The following is a 15,461-nucleotide window of genomic DNA, read 5'->3' as shown; positions in this document are numbered from 1 at the left end:
TTACTCCTTCTCTTCGTTATGAAGACACTGTCGTATTGGGTCTTAAGCGTATCATTGGCATCAGATATATAACAGTGGATGGGATACGGCCTTAACCCTGCTCCCATCCCTCAGGTGTCCAGCCGTCCGGCGGGAAGGGATTACGGTACCGGCCGTCGGACTGCTTCGGGTACATGCGCATCGTGCTGATATGCCAGCTGCCATCCTCATACTTCTTAAAATCATCGCAATATACCATCCATGTCTCTATCACGCTGCCGTCTTCTATAGACACATGATGGTCTTCATACTGGAATATGCCGCGGGCATGGGTCTGATCTATAAGCCATACCATAGGCTGATGGCCCATATGCATCGTCACGAGCGACGAATTGGTCCACTTGGATGTCTTTGCCTGCTCTGCACCGTCTTCTGTCACGAGATAGCCATTATAATAGTATGAGAAGTCCTTAGCAAACAGCTCTCTTGCACATTCCTCTTTTTTCATATCCATGAGCCACCAGTAGTAGTATTTCGTCTCAACCACTTTCTGAAGCTCACATAATAAATCCGGCGTATAGTCCTGTTTCCGTGCATTCCTGATGACTTCCATAATCAAAGCGTCATCTTTCTGTTCCCTGGACATGATCTTTACCGCCATTTTCTCCGCCTCCTTTTAGCCGAAACATGTGCCGCAGCCCGAAAGCCGACGGTTCATAGCGCCCGCTACAGACCATAGGCAGCTTCAAATCCTTCCCACATGGCATAGCTTGCCTGACGCGCCCGCACGGCATCGCCGATGACATGCACTTCCGGGACAAATTCTTTCAGGCTGTCGGAAAGCGGGTCATAGTTCCTCGAACCAAGCCCGAAGAGGATATAGTCGAAGCCTTTCATCCATTCTTCCGTTCCGTCGCTGCGCTGCACTTTCACGTCATGGTCCGTAACTTCCAGGATCTTCGTATTCACATTGATCTGTACCCCGCCTTTTTTAAGCTTACGCAGCATCGGCGCACGGTTCGGCTCGCATACGCCGGTCAAAAGCTGAGGCAGCATCTCGACAAGCGTCACTTCTACATCCCCGATGCTGGCATCATAGCCCCTCGTAAATGCATTTGGCCGAGCATTCGCAAGTATCGTCTCTGCAGTCTCGCACGCCACAGCACCGCCTCCGAGGACACAGACACGCCCCTTCGGAATGACGAATCTGCCGCGCAGGAAATCATGAGCCGTGAGCACGGGATACTCCTTCGTACCTTTGATTGGAGGCACGAGAGGCCTGGCGCCCGTTGCCACGATGACAGCATCAGGGGCAAACTCCTTCACATCTTCCACCGTCGCCTCTTTGTCAAACAAGAACTCGACCCCCGCCTTTTTAGCCCTGTAATTCAGGTGGACGAGCCACTTCGTCATCTCCTGCTTGCCGGGTGATACGACCGCCATGTTAAGCTGGCCCCCGATTGTATCGTCAGCTTCCCAGACGGTGACGCTGTGCCCCCGCTCCGCAGCGGTGACAGCCGCATACATTCCTCCGGGGCCCGCCCCGATAATCAGCGTCTTCTTCGGCTTTTGGGCCGGTACCGCCGGATAATCATACTCCCTGCCCACGAGGGGATTGATATGGCAGCGGCACTGCGGGCTCTGGGCCGATCTGGTGATACAGCTGCCGCCGCAGCTTCCACAGGGGGTGATATCATCAAAGCGGTTCTCGTAAGCCTTGTTGCACAGGTCCGGATCCGCAAGCAGCGGCCGTCCTATGGATACGCCGTCCACGATTCCCCTCTCCACGATATCGGCCGCATACCTGATATCGTTGATCTTCCCTACCGCATAGACGGGTATGCCGACCACTTTCTTGATTTCAGCAGCCTCATAGATGTTCATGCCGATGCGTTTGCTCTGGCTTGGAATGATGTATTCCAGCCCTTCATACTGGGTCCCTCCGGACACTTCCAGCAGATTCACGCCCGCCGCCTCAAACTTCGGTGCCAGATAGAGCATATCTTCCAGAGAGTTTCCTCCCTCGGCCCGTTCGTCCCCCGAGATTCTCAGGAACACCGGATAATCTGCGCTGACATTTCTTCTGACCTCTTCTATCACTTCGATGATGAACCTGGCCCGGTTGTCAAGACAGCCTCCGTACTCATCCATACGTTTGTTGCGAAGCGGAGACAGAAAAGCCCCGGGAAGCATATATGCATGCGCACAGTGCAGGGAGATGCCCCCGCATCCGGCTTCTTCCGCACGCCGTGCAGCCGCTCCGAACTGCCGTATGACCGTATGTATCTCATCAATGCTTATGGAACGGCTCACATGGCAGTTGGCATTCGTATTCACAGACGGGCCAAGCGGCGGTATCTTCCGGAACCCGCAGATAGATTCCGGACCTGGATGGATAATCTGCGGAATGAGCGTACTGCCGGCAGCGCTTACCCTGTCTGCAAATTCCTTAAACTGAGGCACAAGGCTGTCTGAGTCAAGGCATGTCGTATTACCGATGTACTGGTAATTACGGTCTACCGTAACAGCGTCTATGACGACATAACCCGTTCCGCCTTCCGCCCGGCGGACAAATATGTCCGCCAGCTTCTTCGGCACCGTACCGTCTTCCGCCTCGTAATCCATGCTCATAGGAGCCATGCCTACCCGGTTCTTAAGGGTCAGGGAACCGACCTTAAGCGGGGAAAATAGTTTGGAATCTTTCATATCCATGTAAAAATACCTCTTTTCTTTAATTCTTCTGATGTATTCTCGGCAGCATCCGAACTGCGACAATACCTGCTGCTACGCAGCCAAGCTCGATGATGGTAAGCGTCTTGATTGATGACACTGCCGCCAGCAAAGTAGCCGCCCCCTCGCTGGCTCCTCCGGCAACGGCCTCCGTCATGCGGCTTGTCACGCCGTTCGTGAACAGTGGCACGAATACGGCGACGCCAAACGGCGCCGATATGTCACGGAACAGTCCATATGTACCAGTGCCTGAACCGGCGACCTCGTTCGACAGTCCCGACAGTGCCACCTTCATGAAGATAGTCGCATTGCCTCCCAGTCCGACACCAAGAATACCAAGCGCTGCCGCAAATGCGGCAACCGAAGACCCCTCTGTAAAGAAATACATGATGCCGCAGCCGATACCTGTCAGCAGCAGGGAGAAGGTAAGAACGGTCCTTGGCTCCTTCTTGTCTGCCATCGGCCCTATAATCACGGAACCTAACGACATGCCGATGTACATGATAGAGATTGCAAAGCTGGATATGATGACATTATCCGGCTGCGTATAGCGTACGAATACGATGACATTCGTCATGTTTGCCTGCATAAGGCCCTGGGTCAGGAAAAGTATGATGACCGGCAGGATAAATGCCTTGCGTGCCATGAACGTTCCATTGAATATAGGGTTGCCCGCTTTCCTCTCCACAAAGATAAGGCAGAGCAGAGATACCGCTGCAACAGCCGCAACGCAGATAAACTGCACGGAGCCCCATCCGATATTCTGTCCGAAGGACGGTACGCACAGAAGCAAGCTGAAGAATATGAGGACAAGAACAGAACCGACACGGTCAAAGTCCGTCAGTTTCCTCTTCTGGAACGCTGTCTTCTTAATCATAAACATACAGATGAAAAATACGGCCGCACAGAGCGTCACGCATACCCACATCATCACACGCCAGCCAGCCGCATTCATGATGAGGCCGCCGCACGTAGGTCCGATGACGACAGCACCGCTTGATATGAGCATATAGACCGCAAAGCCTTTTCCCGTCTCCTCCGGCGGATACTCTGTGACGATGTATGCCATGACTACCGGCGAGATTGCGGCAGTTCCGATACCTACGATAAACCGTGCCGCCAGCATGAAGGCCAGCGAAGTGGCAACTGCAGTCAGAGCATTTCCTGCCGTGAATATCAGGATGCCGAGCAGCAATGTCGTGCGCCGTCCAAGAACGTCGCCAAGCTTGCCCAGGATAGGCGCGCAGGCTGCGGTGGACATCGCCAGTGCCAGTGAAATCCATGTCGTATTACTGTAATCAATCCCGATATCCGCGACAAATGCCGGGCCCAGAACGGCTGTAAATCCACCGATAAGGCTGACAAGAAGTGCGGCTACCGCATATGGGATAAAACCCTTCTTATAGTTCGATTTGGTTGCAGTATTCATAATCTCTCTCCTTTAGCATATATGACCAGTATGTAGTACCACTGGGGACCGGTGCTATTCATCCTTCATATGAGGAATCACTTCCTTCAGACGGTAGCGCTTTATCGTCGTGTCCCTGTCAAATTCATTCGTGATGCCTTTTGCATACAATCCGTCTATCTCCTCGTCCGTATATCCCAAATCTCTCAGGATATCTCTGTTATCCATGCCGAACAGCGGAGCCCCTCTCCAAATTTTGGAAGGATTGTTCTTGAACTTATTGATAAGCCCGAGTCCAGTGACATGCCCAAGCATCGGGTCATCCCATTCCGTAATCGTCTCGCGCGCCTTCCAGTGCGGATCGCTGATACAGTCCTCCAGCTCATACACTCTCTGGCATGGAATCTGGTTCTCCTGCATGACAGCCTCGACTTCTTCCATCGTGTGTTCTGCGACATAGGCTTCCATCGCTGCTTCCATACGGCGTCCTACCGGAGAATCAATCAGCCAGCCCGTGAATCCCTCCGGGAAGTCCGGATCCCCTGAACCTGGCACCGGCAGACCGATAATCGGAAAGCCCCGCTTACACACTTCCGCCCCTGTCATGCCGATGAATATGGTCCTATTATCCTTGCATGTATAGAAGCTGAAAAGCGCTGCCTGCCCGTCTTTATTGCCGGTCCTTGGTACTTTGACGCCATCCGTTGCATACTGCATCACCCGTCCGTCCATTATGCGGGCAAGCGCCTCGTACTGGGCGATATCTACAGATTCTCCTTTTCCGGTCAGAATCGTGCTCACATAGCATGCCAGCATCGCCCAGCACGTAGTCAGGCCACACGCAAAGTCGCTCAGGTACGGGTTGATCTTCAGCGCCTCTGTCGTCCCGTTCAGAGACATGTATCCGCTGAACGCCTGCCCAACCGCGTCATAAGAAGCACGTGTCACATAGCTTGGGTCGCCTGTCTGCCCGTACCCTGATACGTGTACGATAGCAATCTTAGGATTGACTTTCCAGATCTCTTCATCGGAAAGTCCAAGCCGGTCATACTGCCCGCCTTTGGAAGATTCCACCCATATATCCGCCCATTGAATCAGCTTCAGGAATATGTCTCGGCCTTCCTCGGATTTGATGTCAGCTACCATAGAAAGCTGATTCCTATGATTTTGAGGATAACCATACCAGCCCCGCTGGTTGTCAGGTTTCTTGGGACCTTCAAAGTGGATGACGGTGGCACCACATTCAGCTAGGAGGCCTCCGCCCAGAGGTCCTGCTATGTTAGACCCGCTATCAAGTATTTTCAGCCCTGCAAGGGCGCCAAATTTTGGAAAATCTTTTAATCCAGCCATCTTTTTATCTCTCCTTTTCTTTGATTATTTCGTTTTATGCATGTTCATCGTTATATTGATCTTCGGGTCACGGAAAAAGTGTTCTTCGTATACGCGCAGATATCCCGTCTCGAGAATGTACCATTTCCCGTCCACCTTCTCATACTTATCCGTATAGAACGCTCCGCCGTTGACTCCTGCTCCTGCATATTTGCTTCCTTCGGTAAAGATAAGCTTATCTTCCAGATACCATTTTCCGGTCGCGGTAGTATCGCTGTCTATCGTAATTTCCGGCGTATGCCCCATGTGCATGCTGATCTCCTCTTTCGGCATTGTTTTCTTGAAATAATCTGTGACCTCCTTGGGCCCGTGAAACACGAGCTTGCCATCGGAGTAAGAGGTCACGATGTTTGGAGATAATGTCGTCTCCAATTCATCCCAAAATTTGCCGTCAAGGCAGCGGAAATACTGGCCTTTCAATTTTTTGATCTCTTCAATATCTTTTAATCTCTGAATCTCTTTTTCCATTGCTTCTAATCTTTCTTCTATACTCATATCGGTCATCCTTTCTTTTTTCATTCTTGCTATGGCTTTGGCCGTTACAGTTACAGTGACATTGCCGTTTCATATCCTTCGAAGGCGGCTTCTCTTGCGTCTCTGGCAGCCGCGGCATCTCCGATGACCTGCACCGGAATGCCGGACGCCTCGCACTTCGTTTTCAGTTCCTCGCATGGACGAGATGTGATTCCAGTGCAGATGACCACTGCATCGCATTCCAGCGTCCCCTGGCTTACCTCCTTTGTCTTCCTGTCGGTGATCTCGTAATTTACCTTTCCCGCCTCCAGGCTTGTCACTAGCGCTCCTGACATCTTGGCAATCTTGTAATGCTTGAATTCCGGGTTCATGAACATCCTTCTGAGCATATTCAGTCCGGTTCCAACACCCTTCTTCTCCATGGCAGTGACCTGGACCCCTCTGGACGCGAGCAGCTCTGCAACTTCCACTCCTACGAGTCCGCAACCGATTACCGCCACATGGCCGGAAGGCTTGGCTTCTCCTCTGAGCACTTCATACTGGGAATATACATTCGGACCGTCGATGCCTGGAATGGCCGGCGCTACATACTCTGAACCGGTGGCGATGATGACATGGTCCGGAGCAAATTCCTCTATCAGTTCCGGAGTCACAGCCGTATTCAGGTGGAACTCGATGCCGAGACGTCCAATCTCCTCTGCTTCCCATTTTGCAGCGGCGGCCCAGTCCTGTTTCATCGGTGAGACACCTGCCAGCGTGAACTGCCCTGCAAGCGCACCTGAAGCTTCAAAGATAACCGGCTCATGGCCCCGTTTCTTGAGAACCTCTGCGGCAAGGAGTCCTGCCATCCCTCCTCCTGCAATCATCACCTTCTTCGGCGCATCCGTCTTCGGAAGCCCCTTATACTCCAGGCAGAGCATAGGATTCCTCGTACATGTGATGTGCCTCATCTTCGGATTGATAACGGCATCGTAACATCCCTGGTCGCAGCCGATACAGTGTCGTATCAGTTCTTCCCTCCCTTCTCGTACTTTTGTCACCCACTCGGGGTCAACGAGCTGCGCACGCCCGATGGCTACAAGGTCAAACTTGCCTTCCTCAATCACTTTATTCGCCATCTCTCCGGTATTGATGCGTCCGACGCCGACTACAGGAATCTTGATCTGCTTCTTTATATTGTAGATATTCTCTATATTGAAGCCATGGGGCAGGTTGAATGGAGGGACCTCATATACGGTTGCAAAGGACATGGCGTTTCCACGTGAGATATCTGCCACGTCTACACCAAGATCCGCACTCCTGTTGATGAACTCGACAATCTCTTCCTCTGTCATGACTTGTTCCATCAGCTCATCGATACAGCCGACACGCATGAAGAACGGCATATCATCCGGTATGTTCTCACGAATCGCCTTGATGACTTCAAAGCAGAACCTGCTGCGGTTCTCAAAGTTACCGCCATACTCGTCGGTCCGCTTGTTCATTCCCGGGCTCAGGAATTCATGAGGCAGATAGCTGTGGGCCGCATGGAACTCCACCGCGTCAAATCCGGCCTGTACGGCAAGCCTTGCCCCGCGTCCAAATTCTTTCACGATTTCATGGATGCGCTCTACCGTGAGCGTATCCGGAGACTCCAATGCATTCGTCTCATCGAAGAACATCTGAGGGCTGAACCCTCCGTGCCACAGCTGGATTCCCATCTTTCCGCCCACTTCATGTACCGCGTCGGTCAGCTTCTTCAGCTGACTGACATGATGGTCATTGTAGAGTCCCATGTACATGTAGGCATGAGGCGCAGGACATAAAGCGACACATTCGAATATGTTGAGTGCGCATCCGGCTTTTGCCCTTGCAACATGGTAGGCAATCATGTCGTCCCCTACATCGTGCTTGTTTTTTGTCATCTTCGTGTTCATGCCAGGCAATATGATTCTGTTCTTAAGCTCCAGCCCCCTGACCTTGAACGGTGAAAATAGTGCTTCGTAACCCATTTTTTAACCTCCTGATATATATGAATTGTTTTAGCAACCTGTGTAATTACCACAGAGGCACTGTTCCCTATCCATGCATTCACACAGTATCCTCTTGCGGTCTGCCTTTCCATTGTCCCCTCTTTTAATCGTCTTGACATACTCGAATGTCCCCGGTATCTTATACGGAGACAGATACTGTCCAAGAAATGACCTGAGCTCCTCTGCAGGAATCTCATCAGCCGCTTCTATCACGGCGTGCAGCCGTCTGCCCCATTCTTCATCCGGGATTCCGATAACAACCGCGTCTATCACTTTGCCGTGTCTTACGAGCGCGGCCTCCACTTCTGCCGCATATACATTTTCCCCGCCGATGACGAGCATATCGCTGCGGCGGTCGGAGAAGTACAGATACCCGTCTTCGTCCACATATCCGATATCCCCTACGCTCCGGAAGCCTCCTTCGCTTACCTTGAGCGGTTCATGATTCATATATTCTGTGATGAAGCATTCCCCCGGAGAAGTCATATAGATATCCCCCAGTTCATAAGGCGGCAGTTCCTTACCGCTTTCATCCCGGATAGATATCTGCCCGCCTCCCACCGGAAGTCCGACGCTTCCCGGGTGTTTTAGCCAGTCATCACCCCGGATGCACGTCATCCCGATTACTTCCGTCATGGAGTACATCTCGTACACTTTTTCCGGTGCCAGCAGTTCTATCCATTTCCGCTTCAGATAAGGTGCACAGTACCCTCCCGTATGGTTCAATACTTTAATCGATTCAAAATCCTCTTTCCCTATGCCGGGCAGCTTGCTGATCCGGTTCATAAGTGTCGGAACCATCTGTATGTATTCTATCTTGTATTCTCTAATCAGCTTTACGATGTTGTCGGGGCAGAGGTTGCGCGTTATCACGAGCGTGTTTCCGGCAAAGAGTCCGTTGAATGCAATCGAATGGGGAGCACCGTGGAACAGCGGCCCTACGAGCAGCTGCCGCATCTCAAAGTCCATACCCGACATCTCAAAAAAGCTCTGGAGCATGCTGTCTGTCATTCCGCTTGGCATATTCTGCCGGATGAACTTCAGCTTCCCGCTCGTCCCCCCGGACAGGGATATCATATTCGGATCAGCCTTCACATCGGGAAGCGTCTTCTCGGAAAACGGTTCCATCACTTTGTACATCTCCCTGGAGCCTACGCAGAACTTTGCATCAGGTACGTCGAAGTCGGCGAAGGCTCCGGACAGGGATATGACTTCACATATCTCTGCAAGCTCCGATTCTGCTGTCTTGCTCGAGATGGGCATATAGCAGCCTCCTGCTTTCCAGACAGCGTACGCGGCTATGATATGCTCGATTGTGTTCGGAAACGCCACCATCACCACAGAGCCTTCTTTAATGCCATGTTCCTTCAGCATCCAGGCAAGCTGATTGGAACGGGTATGCAGCTGCTTCCATGTAATCTCCGAGACTGACCGGTCCTTGTCTATGTAGATAATGGCAGTTGTATAAGCTTTGTGCTTTGAGATATACTGAAGCTGCTTCCCGGGTGTGACAAAATCCGATGTCCCCAGATTAAACTTGTTAAAAAAATCACCCATCAAGTTCATATTTCTCTCTCCTTTGGAGCAAGGTTTTGTTGATTATGACTCTATATATTTAACCCCTCCTCATTTCATTATCTATATCCTCTTAAACCCTTGCCCCTCCTTTGATATAACTTTAACATTTTCATACTGCATGACATTGGATAATAGCGTGATGAATTACAACCTCCAAGATTCACTTTTCCCAATAAAATCTAACTCAACTACGGACAAACCATGTTATAATACTATTAAATTCGCAATTAATCTCCAATTATGCGGCATCTATCAGTAAAATATACTTAAAAAAGGAGAGAAACCGATGAATGAAGCCATAAAACCGAAAGCAATCTGCGGCAGGCCTGTCCATTCTTTTTTTTCAGGGAAGGACAAGTATCTGCGTCTCCAGAAGCACTGCATCAGCGATATTACACCCCCTATATCGGAGAATGAATCTACTTTCATATTAGTTACGGACGGTGGCGGGACGATAACCATCAATGGCGTCACTTTCCCTATGAAACGTGGTTCTTTCGTCTGGCTGCAGTCATATCACACCTTTACTATCAAGGCGGAATCTGTTCAGCCCCTGAAGCTCAACGTATGTGTATATGATTATCCGCTGTCCTCTTTCCTGACTTTTCATGAACCTGCACCTGACACGGTAGACGCAATCATAGATGCACCCCCTATCATCACTCTGGACGGAAACCGGCTGGATAAGATTGAAGGGTTATTTGATGAATTTGAAGAGGAAGATTCCTGCTTTGACCCCGGAAGCTCTCTGATCAAAGTGGCGATACTCGGACAATTTGCCAACTTTTTTATCCATCAGAGCCTGAAGCACCATCGTCCGGATTCCCCGCCCGAGCGTCCGCTTGGCTGGAAAGCCGCCCTATACATAAGCGCACATTTCGCGGAGGACATAACTGCCCAGGGTGTCGCCTCCCACTTCGGCTCGACCGCAGCAGCGCTGAACAGAGAACTGCGGACAATCAGCGGCTACAGCTTCGCCCAGTTCCTCAACCGTGTGAGGGTGAATATTGCCTCTATCGCGCTGCTATATGACGGCATGTCTCTCTCCTATGTGGCCGCCCACAGCGGTTTTCCATCTGATGTGGCATTCTACCGAATCTTTAAAAAATATATGGGGACGACACCTATCGAATACAGGAAGCTGCTGCTCAATGACGGACAGGGCGTGTATCGTGGAATGATTATGAGCACTACGCTGATGGAAGTGCTCAACTACTCTTATTCAAGTTATTCGGAACCGGTAGATATTAAGGAGACCTCCAAAAAGCTATTCATATCAGAAAGCGTAATCCGGGACCTAGTCTATGAAAATTTCAGTTCCCATTACAAGGACCTGGCCATACTGACGCGTATCAGGCATGCGGAGGCTCTCCTTCTCACAACAGGCCTGCCTATCGTGGATATCGCGGTGAATGTCGGCTTTAACTGCAGCCGCTCCTTTACAAGAACGTTCAAGAGAATATACGGTATGGCTCCCAGTGAATATAGAGAAAGGAACCGTGGAGGGAGAAATCAAAATGGGAAAGAAAAATAATATCAACTACCTGCCACTGTTCGCCAGTTCGCCTTATTATTCTAAAAAAGAATTCCAGTTTCCAATAACAGCGGTGAACAAAATAGTGGCTGATACAAGCGTCCTTAAGAACAACAGCGGCATCACCCTTCTGTATGTGAGAGGCGGACAGGGTAAGATTATAATAAATACAAGGGAATACCCTGTCCAAAGAGGCCTGCTTATGGTACTTGGGACATACCACTACTATCAGGTACAGCCGGGCGAGATACCGCTGGAGATTACAAAGTGCCGGCTGAGCTATGACACCTTCCTGTATATGGCGGCAAACCCCTATTACCGGCTATACGAGCTCAGGCTCAATGTGGATCCTATCTCCTGCCTTCTTGAAGGGAGGATGCTGATCCGCACCGAACAGGTTCTTGATGAACTCGTCGCCGTTACCGCAAAACATAAGCACCAGGGTGGGGAGACAGAATTCTTCCTCTGTATGAAGCTGATGGGAATTATGCAGAAGACGCACAATAATGACCTGTGGAAGAAATGAGAATCAAGATATGTTTTCCGTACGTAAAAGCCCCGCGGCCCGGTAATCACCGTGCCGCGGGGCTTTTGTGTTCCGTTATGAAACCGCCGCTCTCTTACAGAAGCTTCAGAAGCCAGGTGACACCCGATATGACACCGTTCAGGTCATCGCATTCTTCTTCCTGGCTCTTTACATAACCTTCAAACATTCGTCTTTTATCCGGATATCGTTCGGACAGTTCCTCCGCCCTTCTTCGAATCATCCTGTTGTTGTAATCGTTTGTCTCATCGGCTTCTGGGCTATCCTGGTACGTCAGTTCTGCAACCAGCTCGACGCCTGCCTCCTGGAAGATGTCCTTCCACTGCGCCTTTGTCAGATACTCATAATTCTGGTATCTCACATCTTTCTGTTCGCCCTCCAGGAAAGCCTCGTCTATCAGGATATATCCATTGCTTCGGACGACCTTCTTCAGCTTGCCTAATGTCTCTGCCGGATTGCCCAATACGTCGCCGACCGCGCCCAGAACCGCAATGTCATATCCAGACAGGCTGCTGACGGACACATTGATATCCTGTACTGCAAATTCACACAGATGCGCTACGCCGAATTCCTTCGCCTTTTCTCTGGCTACTTCTATGAACTCCGGGAGCAGATCGATTCCCTTCGCTCTGACGCCCAGTTCCCTGCACAGAGATACGGTTACCGCACCTTTTCCACAGCCCAGGTCGATCACTTGCGTCTCGCTGCTGGTCTTTATATTTTCCTTGACCAGCCGAATCATATCGGTGGGGCTGCTTCCGAGCTCCCACAGATCCTGCAGCAGATACGGCAGATACGGAATCAGTTCCGTCGTCTCTGCCGTCAGCGCTCCAGCCAGCTTCTGTTCTGTAATGCTATTATCTATACTCATACGTCTTATCCTCCATCTTATATGTTGTCAGTGTCGTTAAAAGTTATACTTATCGAACTGCTAATGTTCAATAAGGCATACTGTTATGCCATGGAGGACCTCGTGCCCGTGCCCGCCTCTAGCAGGGAGGTCTAATAACAGCCATATTTTCACCACCTTTTCTCAATTATCATGCATATCCTCATCCTGCATGCCCACTTGTCTCAGTGCCATCTCCTGCATACTGCCTTAGCCAGAACATGAGGCCCGCAGGCTGTCTGCAGTTAGTGTCGCCCCGCTCTTAATCATATCTGCCGGCGTTCCGGTAAATACGACCTCCCCTCCGCAGTTCCCCCCATCGGGGCCGATGTCGATGATCCAGTCCGCCTGCTTCATCACATCCAGATTGTGTTCGATGACCACGAGGGTATTTCCGCGGGACACAATCAGATCGAACAGCTTCAGCAGATTCTGGATATCGGACATATGAAGCCCTGTCGTCGGTTCATCCATCACGATAATGCTGCCTTTTTTACCCAGGTTCTTAGCCAGCTTGATTCTCTGGCGTTCACCGCCGGACAAGGTGCTAAGAGGCTGGCCTAACGTCAGGTACGACAGCCCTACCTGCTGCATCACTTTCAGCCGTTTCCTGATCTTAACGTCCTCGAACACTTCCAGTGCCTGTGAAGCCGTCAGAGCCAGCAGTTCCACGATATTTTTCCCTTTGTAGGTACAGGCAAGCGCTTCTTCGTTATAGCGCACGCCGCCGCATGTCTCACACTCTGTAACGACAGGATCCATGAAAGCAAGTTCTGTCACGATCACTCCCCTGCCGCCGCACACCGGGCAGGCGCCTTTGGAATTGAAGCTGAATAGCCCCTCCTCCTTGCCGCTTTCTTGTGCCAGCAGCTTACGTATCTCATCAAAGAAACCAAGGAAGGACGCCGGGGTGGAACGGTTCGTCGCTGTAATCGGTCCCTGATCCACCATCACGACACCGCTTTCGTACTGTCTGGCAAATACCTTTGATATCAGGGTGCTCTTTCCCGAACCGGCCACGCCGGTTACAACAGTCATGATGCCAAGCGGTATATCCACGTCCACATTCCTTAGATTGTGCAGGCAGGCTCCACGGACCGGCAGGCTGCCCGCCCTCCGGCGGGGAGTCTGCTTGACTGGAAGAGACTGGCGCATCGCATTCCCCGTCAGGGTTTTGGATTCCAGCAATTCCGGATAAGTGCCGGCAAATACAATCTCTCCGCCTTCTTGTCCTGCATGTGGCCCAACGTCAATCACATAGTCTGCGATTGATATGACATCCTTGTCGTGTTCCACCACAAGGACCGTATTTCCTTTATCACGAAGCTGCCGAAGCAGATTGTTCATACGGTAGACGTCGCGGGGGTGCATCCCTGCACTCGGCTCATCAAAGATATAGGTCATCCCGGTCAGGCTGCTGCCCATGTACCGCACAAGCTTGAGCCGCTGCGCCTCTCCTCCGGACAGCGAAGGGGTCTCGCGGTTGAGGTGGAGGTAGGGAAGCCCGATCTCTATCATTCTGTCCAGCCCTTCCACAAGCGTCTGTACCAGTACGCCTACAGTAGGATCAGCTATCTCGGAAAGGACTTTCCTGAGCTGTGTCAGTTCCATCCCGCACATGTCCGCAATAGAATAGCCGTCTATCGTACAGCTTAATGCTGCTTCGTTCAGCCTCTTGCCGTGGCAGTCGGTGCACTCGATCTCAGCAATCAGGTTCTGAGATTTCTCCCGGGTGTGCCTGCTCTTGCTGCTGATATCCCTGTTCAACAGTGTTTTCGTGTATTTATGATATATGCCGGTCACTTTGGGATGTTCCGGATCTCCCTTTCCATCTCGGGCGCCGTAAAGCAGCAGATTGTATTCCTCGTCTGTATACTCCTTTACCGGCTTGTCCAGATCGAACAGCCCCGACTGGGCATACTGCTTCCAGTACCAGGAACCTGGCTTATACAGGGAATCTTTAATACATCCCTCGTTCCATGATTTTTCCACATCTAGTATAGCTGACATATCGACTTTGGTAATCTTGCCGAGTCCGGAACACGTCTTGCACATTCCGTTCGGATCGTTAAAGGAAAAGTAGGAGGCTGTCCCTGCATAAGGCTTTCCGATTCTTGAAAACAGCAGCCGGAGGCTGGAATACAGGCCGCTGATCGTTCCTACCGTAGAACGGGCATTCCCTCCCAGAGGGGATTGGTCCACGACGACAGCGGCCGTCAGGTTGTCAATCTGTTCTACTGCCGGCTTCGGGTACTTGGGAAGCCTTGACCGCACGAATGCCGGATAAGTGGCATTCATCTGCCGCTGCGACTCTGCCGCGATCGTGTCAAATACGATACTCGATTTGCCGGAGCCGGATACCCCGGTGAATACTGTAATCTTCTCCTTTGGTATATGGAATGTAACATGCTTCAGATTATTCTGAGTAAGACCTCGCACGATAATATCCGTCGTCTGCCTCACTGGATTTTCCATTGCTATTTTCTCCTTTGGTCTTATTTATGCATCTTTTATTTATTATAGCACAGAAAGAGACGCCATTCCTGACATTTCTTGCAATGTTTTGTCTTTCCTCCTTGAGATAATCATACTTAATACTAAAAACACATAAGCCAGCGCATGAGGCGCTGGCTCGGTAATAAAGTAATATAAAAATTAAAACTTATAGTCTAATGTAAATGAAGTATGTATCTTTCACAAATGGCTCCCTGAACTCTTTCACAATCATCTGCACTTACATTTTTAATCAAATCGTCGCATTTAATGATATTATATGACCAATCTATCGTACGCTCCCTATGATTATAAAGATATGAAAGCAGCAGGAAATCAAAAAAATTATCAAAAATTGAAATGCTGAAAGCATTTTCAGTTGCTACAAGAAAACATCTGTCAAACAGCAGAAGCGCTTTAATGCATTCAAT

The 15,461-nt window shown here is 50.6% G+C and carries 11 protein-coding genes; 2 read left to right on the top strand and 9 right to left on the bottom strand.

Features of this window, described 5'->3' with window-relative positions; translation table 11 throughout:
- Positions 1-91: 91 nt before the first annotated feature.
- From HJV72_RS00245 to baiB, 7 genes are all read right to left on the bottom strand, one after another.
- Positions 92-640 (bottom strand): nuclear transport factor 2 family protein, encoded by a 549-nt coding sequence (locus tag HJV72_RS00245; protein WP_208067768.1) that lies wholly within the window; start codon positions 638-640, stop codon positions 92-94.
- A gap of 65 nt (positions 641-705) precedes the next feature.
- On the bottom strand, positions 706-2,691 hold the full coding sequence (locus HJV72_RS00240; RefSeq protein ID WP_208067767.1) for an NAD(P)/FAD-dependent oxidoreductase: 1,986 nt from the start codon (positions 2,689-2,691) through the stop codon (positions 706-708).
- 19 nt (positions 2,692-2,710) lie between these two features.
- A complete protein-coding gene (locus tag HJV72_RS00235) occupies positions 2,711-4,138 on the bottom strand; it encodes an MFS transporter (RefSeq protein WP_208067765.1) in 1,428 nt (475 codons plus the stop codon).
- A 54-nt stretch (positions 4,139-4,192) separates the two neighbouring features.
- Complete coding sequence (baiF, locus tag HJV72_RS00230; protein WP_208067763.1) at positions 4,193-5,467, bottom strand: bile acid CoA-transferase BaiF; 1,275 nt, start codon at positions 5,465-5,467, stop codon at positions 4,193-4,195.
- A gap of 24 nt (positions 5,468-5,491) precedes the next feature.
- Positions 5,492-6,001 (bottom strand): bile acid 7alpha-dehydratase, encoded by a 510-nt coding sequence (gene baiE, locus HJV72_RS00225; RefSeq protein WP_208067761.1) that lies wholly within the window; start codon positions 5,999-6,001, stop codon positions 5,492-5,494.
- Between the two features lie 50 nt (positions 6,002-6,051).
- Complete coding sequence (gene baiCD, locus HJV72_RS00220) at positions 6,052-7,971, bottom strand: bile acid Fe-S flavoenzyme BaiCD (protein WP_208067760.1); 1,920 nt, start codon at positions 7,969-7,971, stop codon at positions 6,052-6,054.
- A gap of 30 nt (positions 7,972-8,001) precedes the next feature.
- The gene (gene baiB / locus HJV72_RS00215) at positions 8,002-9,558 is read right to left on the bottom strand and encodes a bile acid--CoA ligase BaiB (protein ID WP_208067758.1); all 1,557 of its coding nucleotides are present in this window, start codon (positions 9,556-9,558) and stop codon (positions 8,002-8,004) included.
- 298 nt (positions 9,559-9,856) lie between these two features.
- Between baiB and HJV72_RS00210 the strand changes: the two genes are divergently transcribed.
- Together HJV72_RS00210 and HJV72_RS00205 are read left to right on the top strand one after the other, a co-directional pair.
- The gene (locus HJV72_RS00210; RefSeq protein ID WP_208067756.1) at positions 9,857-11,104 is read left to right on the top strand and encodes a helix-turn-helix transcriptional regulator; all 1,248 of its coding nucleotides are present in this window, start codon (positions 9,857-9,859) and stop codon (positions 11,102-11,104) included.
- Positions 11,088-11,630 (top strand): hypothetical protein, encoded by a 543-nt coding sequence (locus HJV72_RS00205; protein ID WP_208067754.1) that lies wholly within the window; start codon positions 11,088-11,090, stop codon positions 11,628-11,630. Before HJV72_RS00210 ends, HJV72_RS00205 begins: the two co-directional genes overlap by 17 nt.
- A 94-nt stretch (positions 11,631-11,724) precedes the next feature.
- Here HJV72_RS00205 and HJV72_RS00200 read toward each other — a convergent pair whose 3' ends face one another.
- Positions 11,725-12,519 carry a methyltransferase domain-containing protein gene (locus tag HJV72_RS00200; RefSeq protein ID WP_208067752.1) on the bottom strand — a complete coding sequence of 265 codons (795 nt, stop codon included), beginning with the start codon at positions 12,517-12,519 and terminating at the stop codon, positions 11,725-11,727.
- Between the two features lie 228 nt (positions 12,520-12,747).
- Positions 12,748-15,012: an ATP-binding cassette domain-containing protein gene (locus HJV72_RS00195; protein ID WP_208067750.1), complete on the bottom strand. Its 2,265-nt coding sequence runs from the start codon at positions 15,010-15,012 to the stop codon at positions 12,748-12,750.
- Positions 15,013-15,461 lie beyond the last annotated feature (449 nt).

It is taken from the genome of Extibacter sp. GGCC_0201 (assembly GCF_017566055.1).
Lineage (GTDB): Bacteria > Bacillota > Clostridia > Lachnospirales > Lachnospiraceae > Extibacter.
Note: the sequence above shows the minus strand (reverse complement) of the source record. Positions and strands in the feature narration are given on the sequence as shown.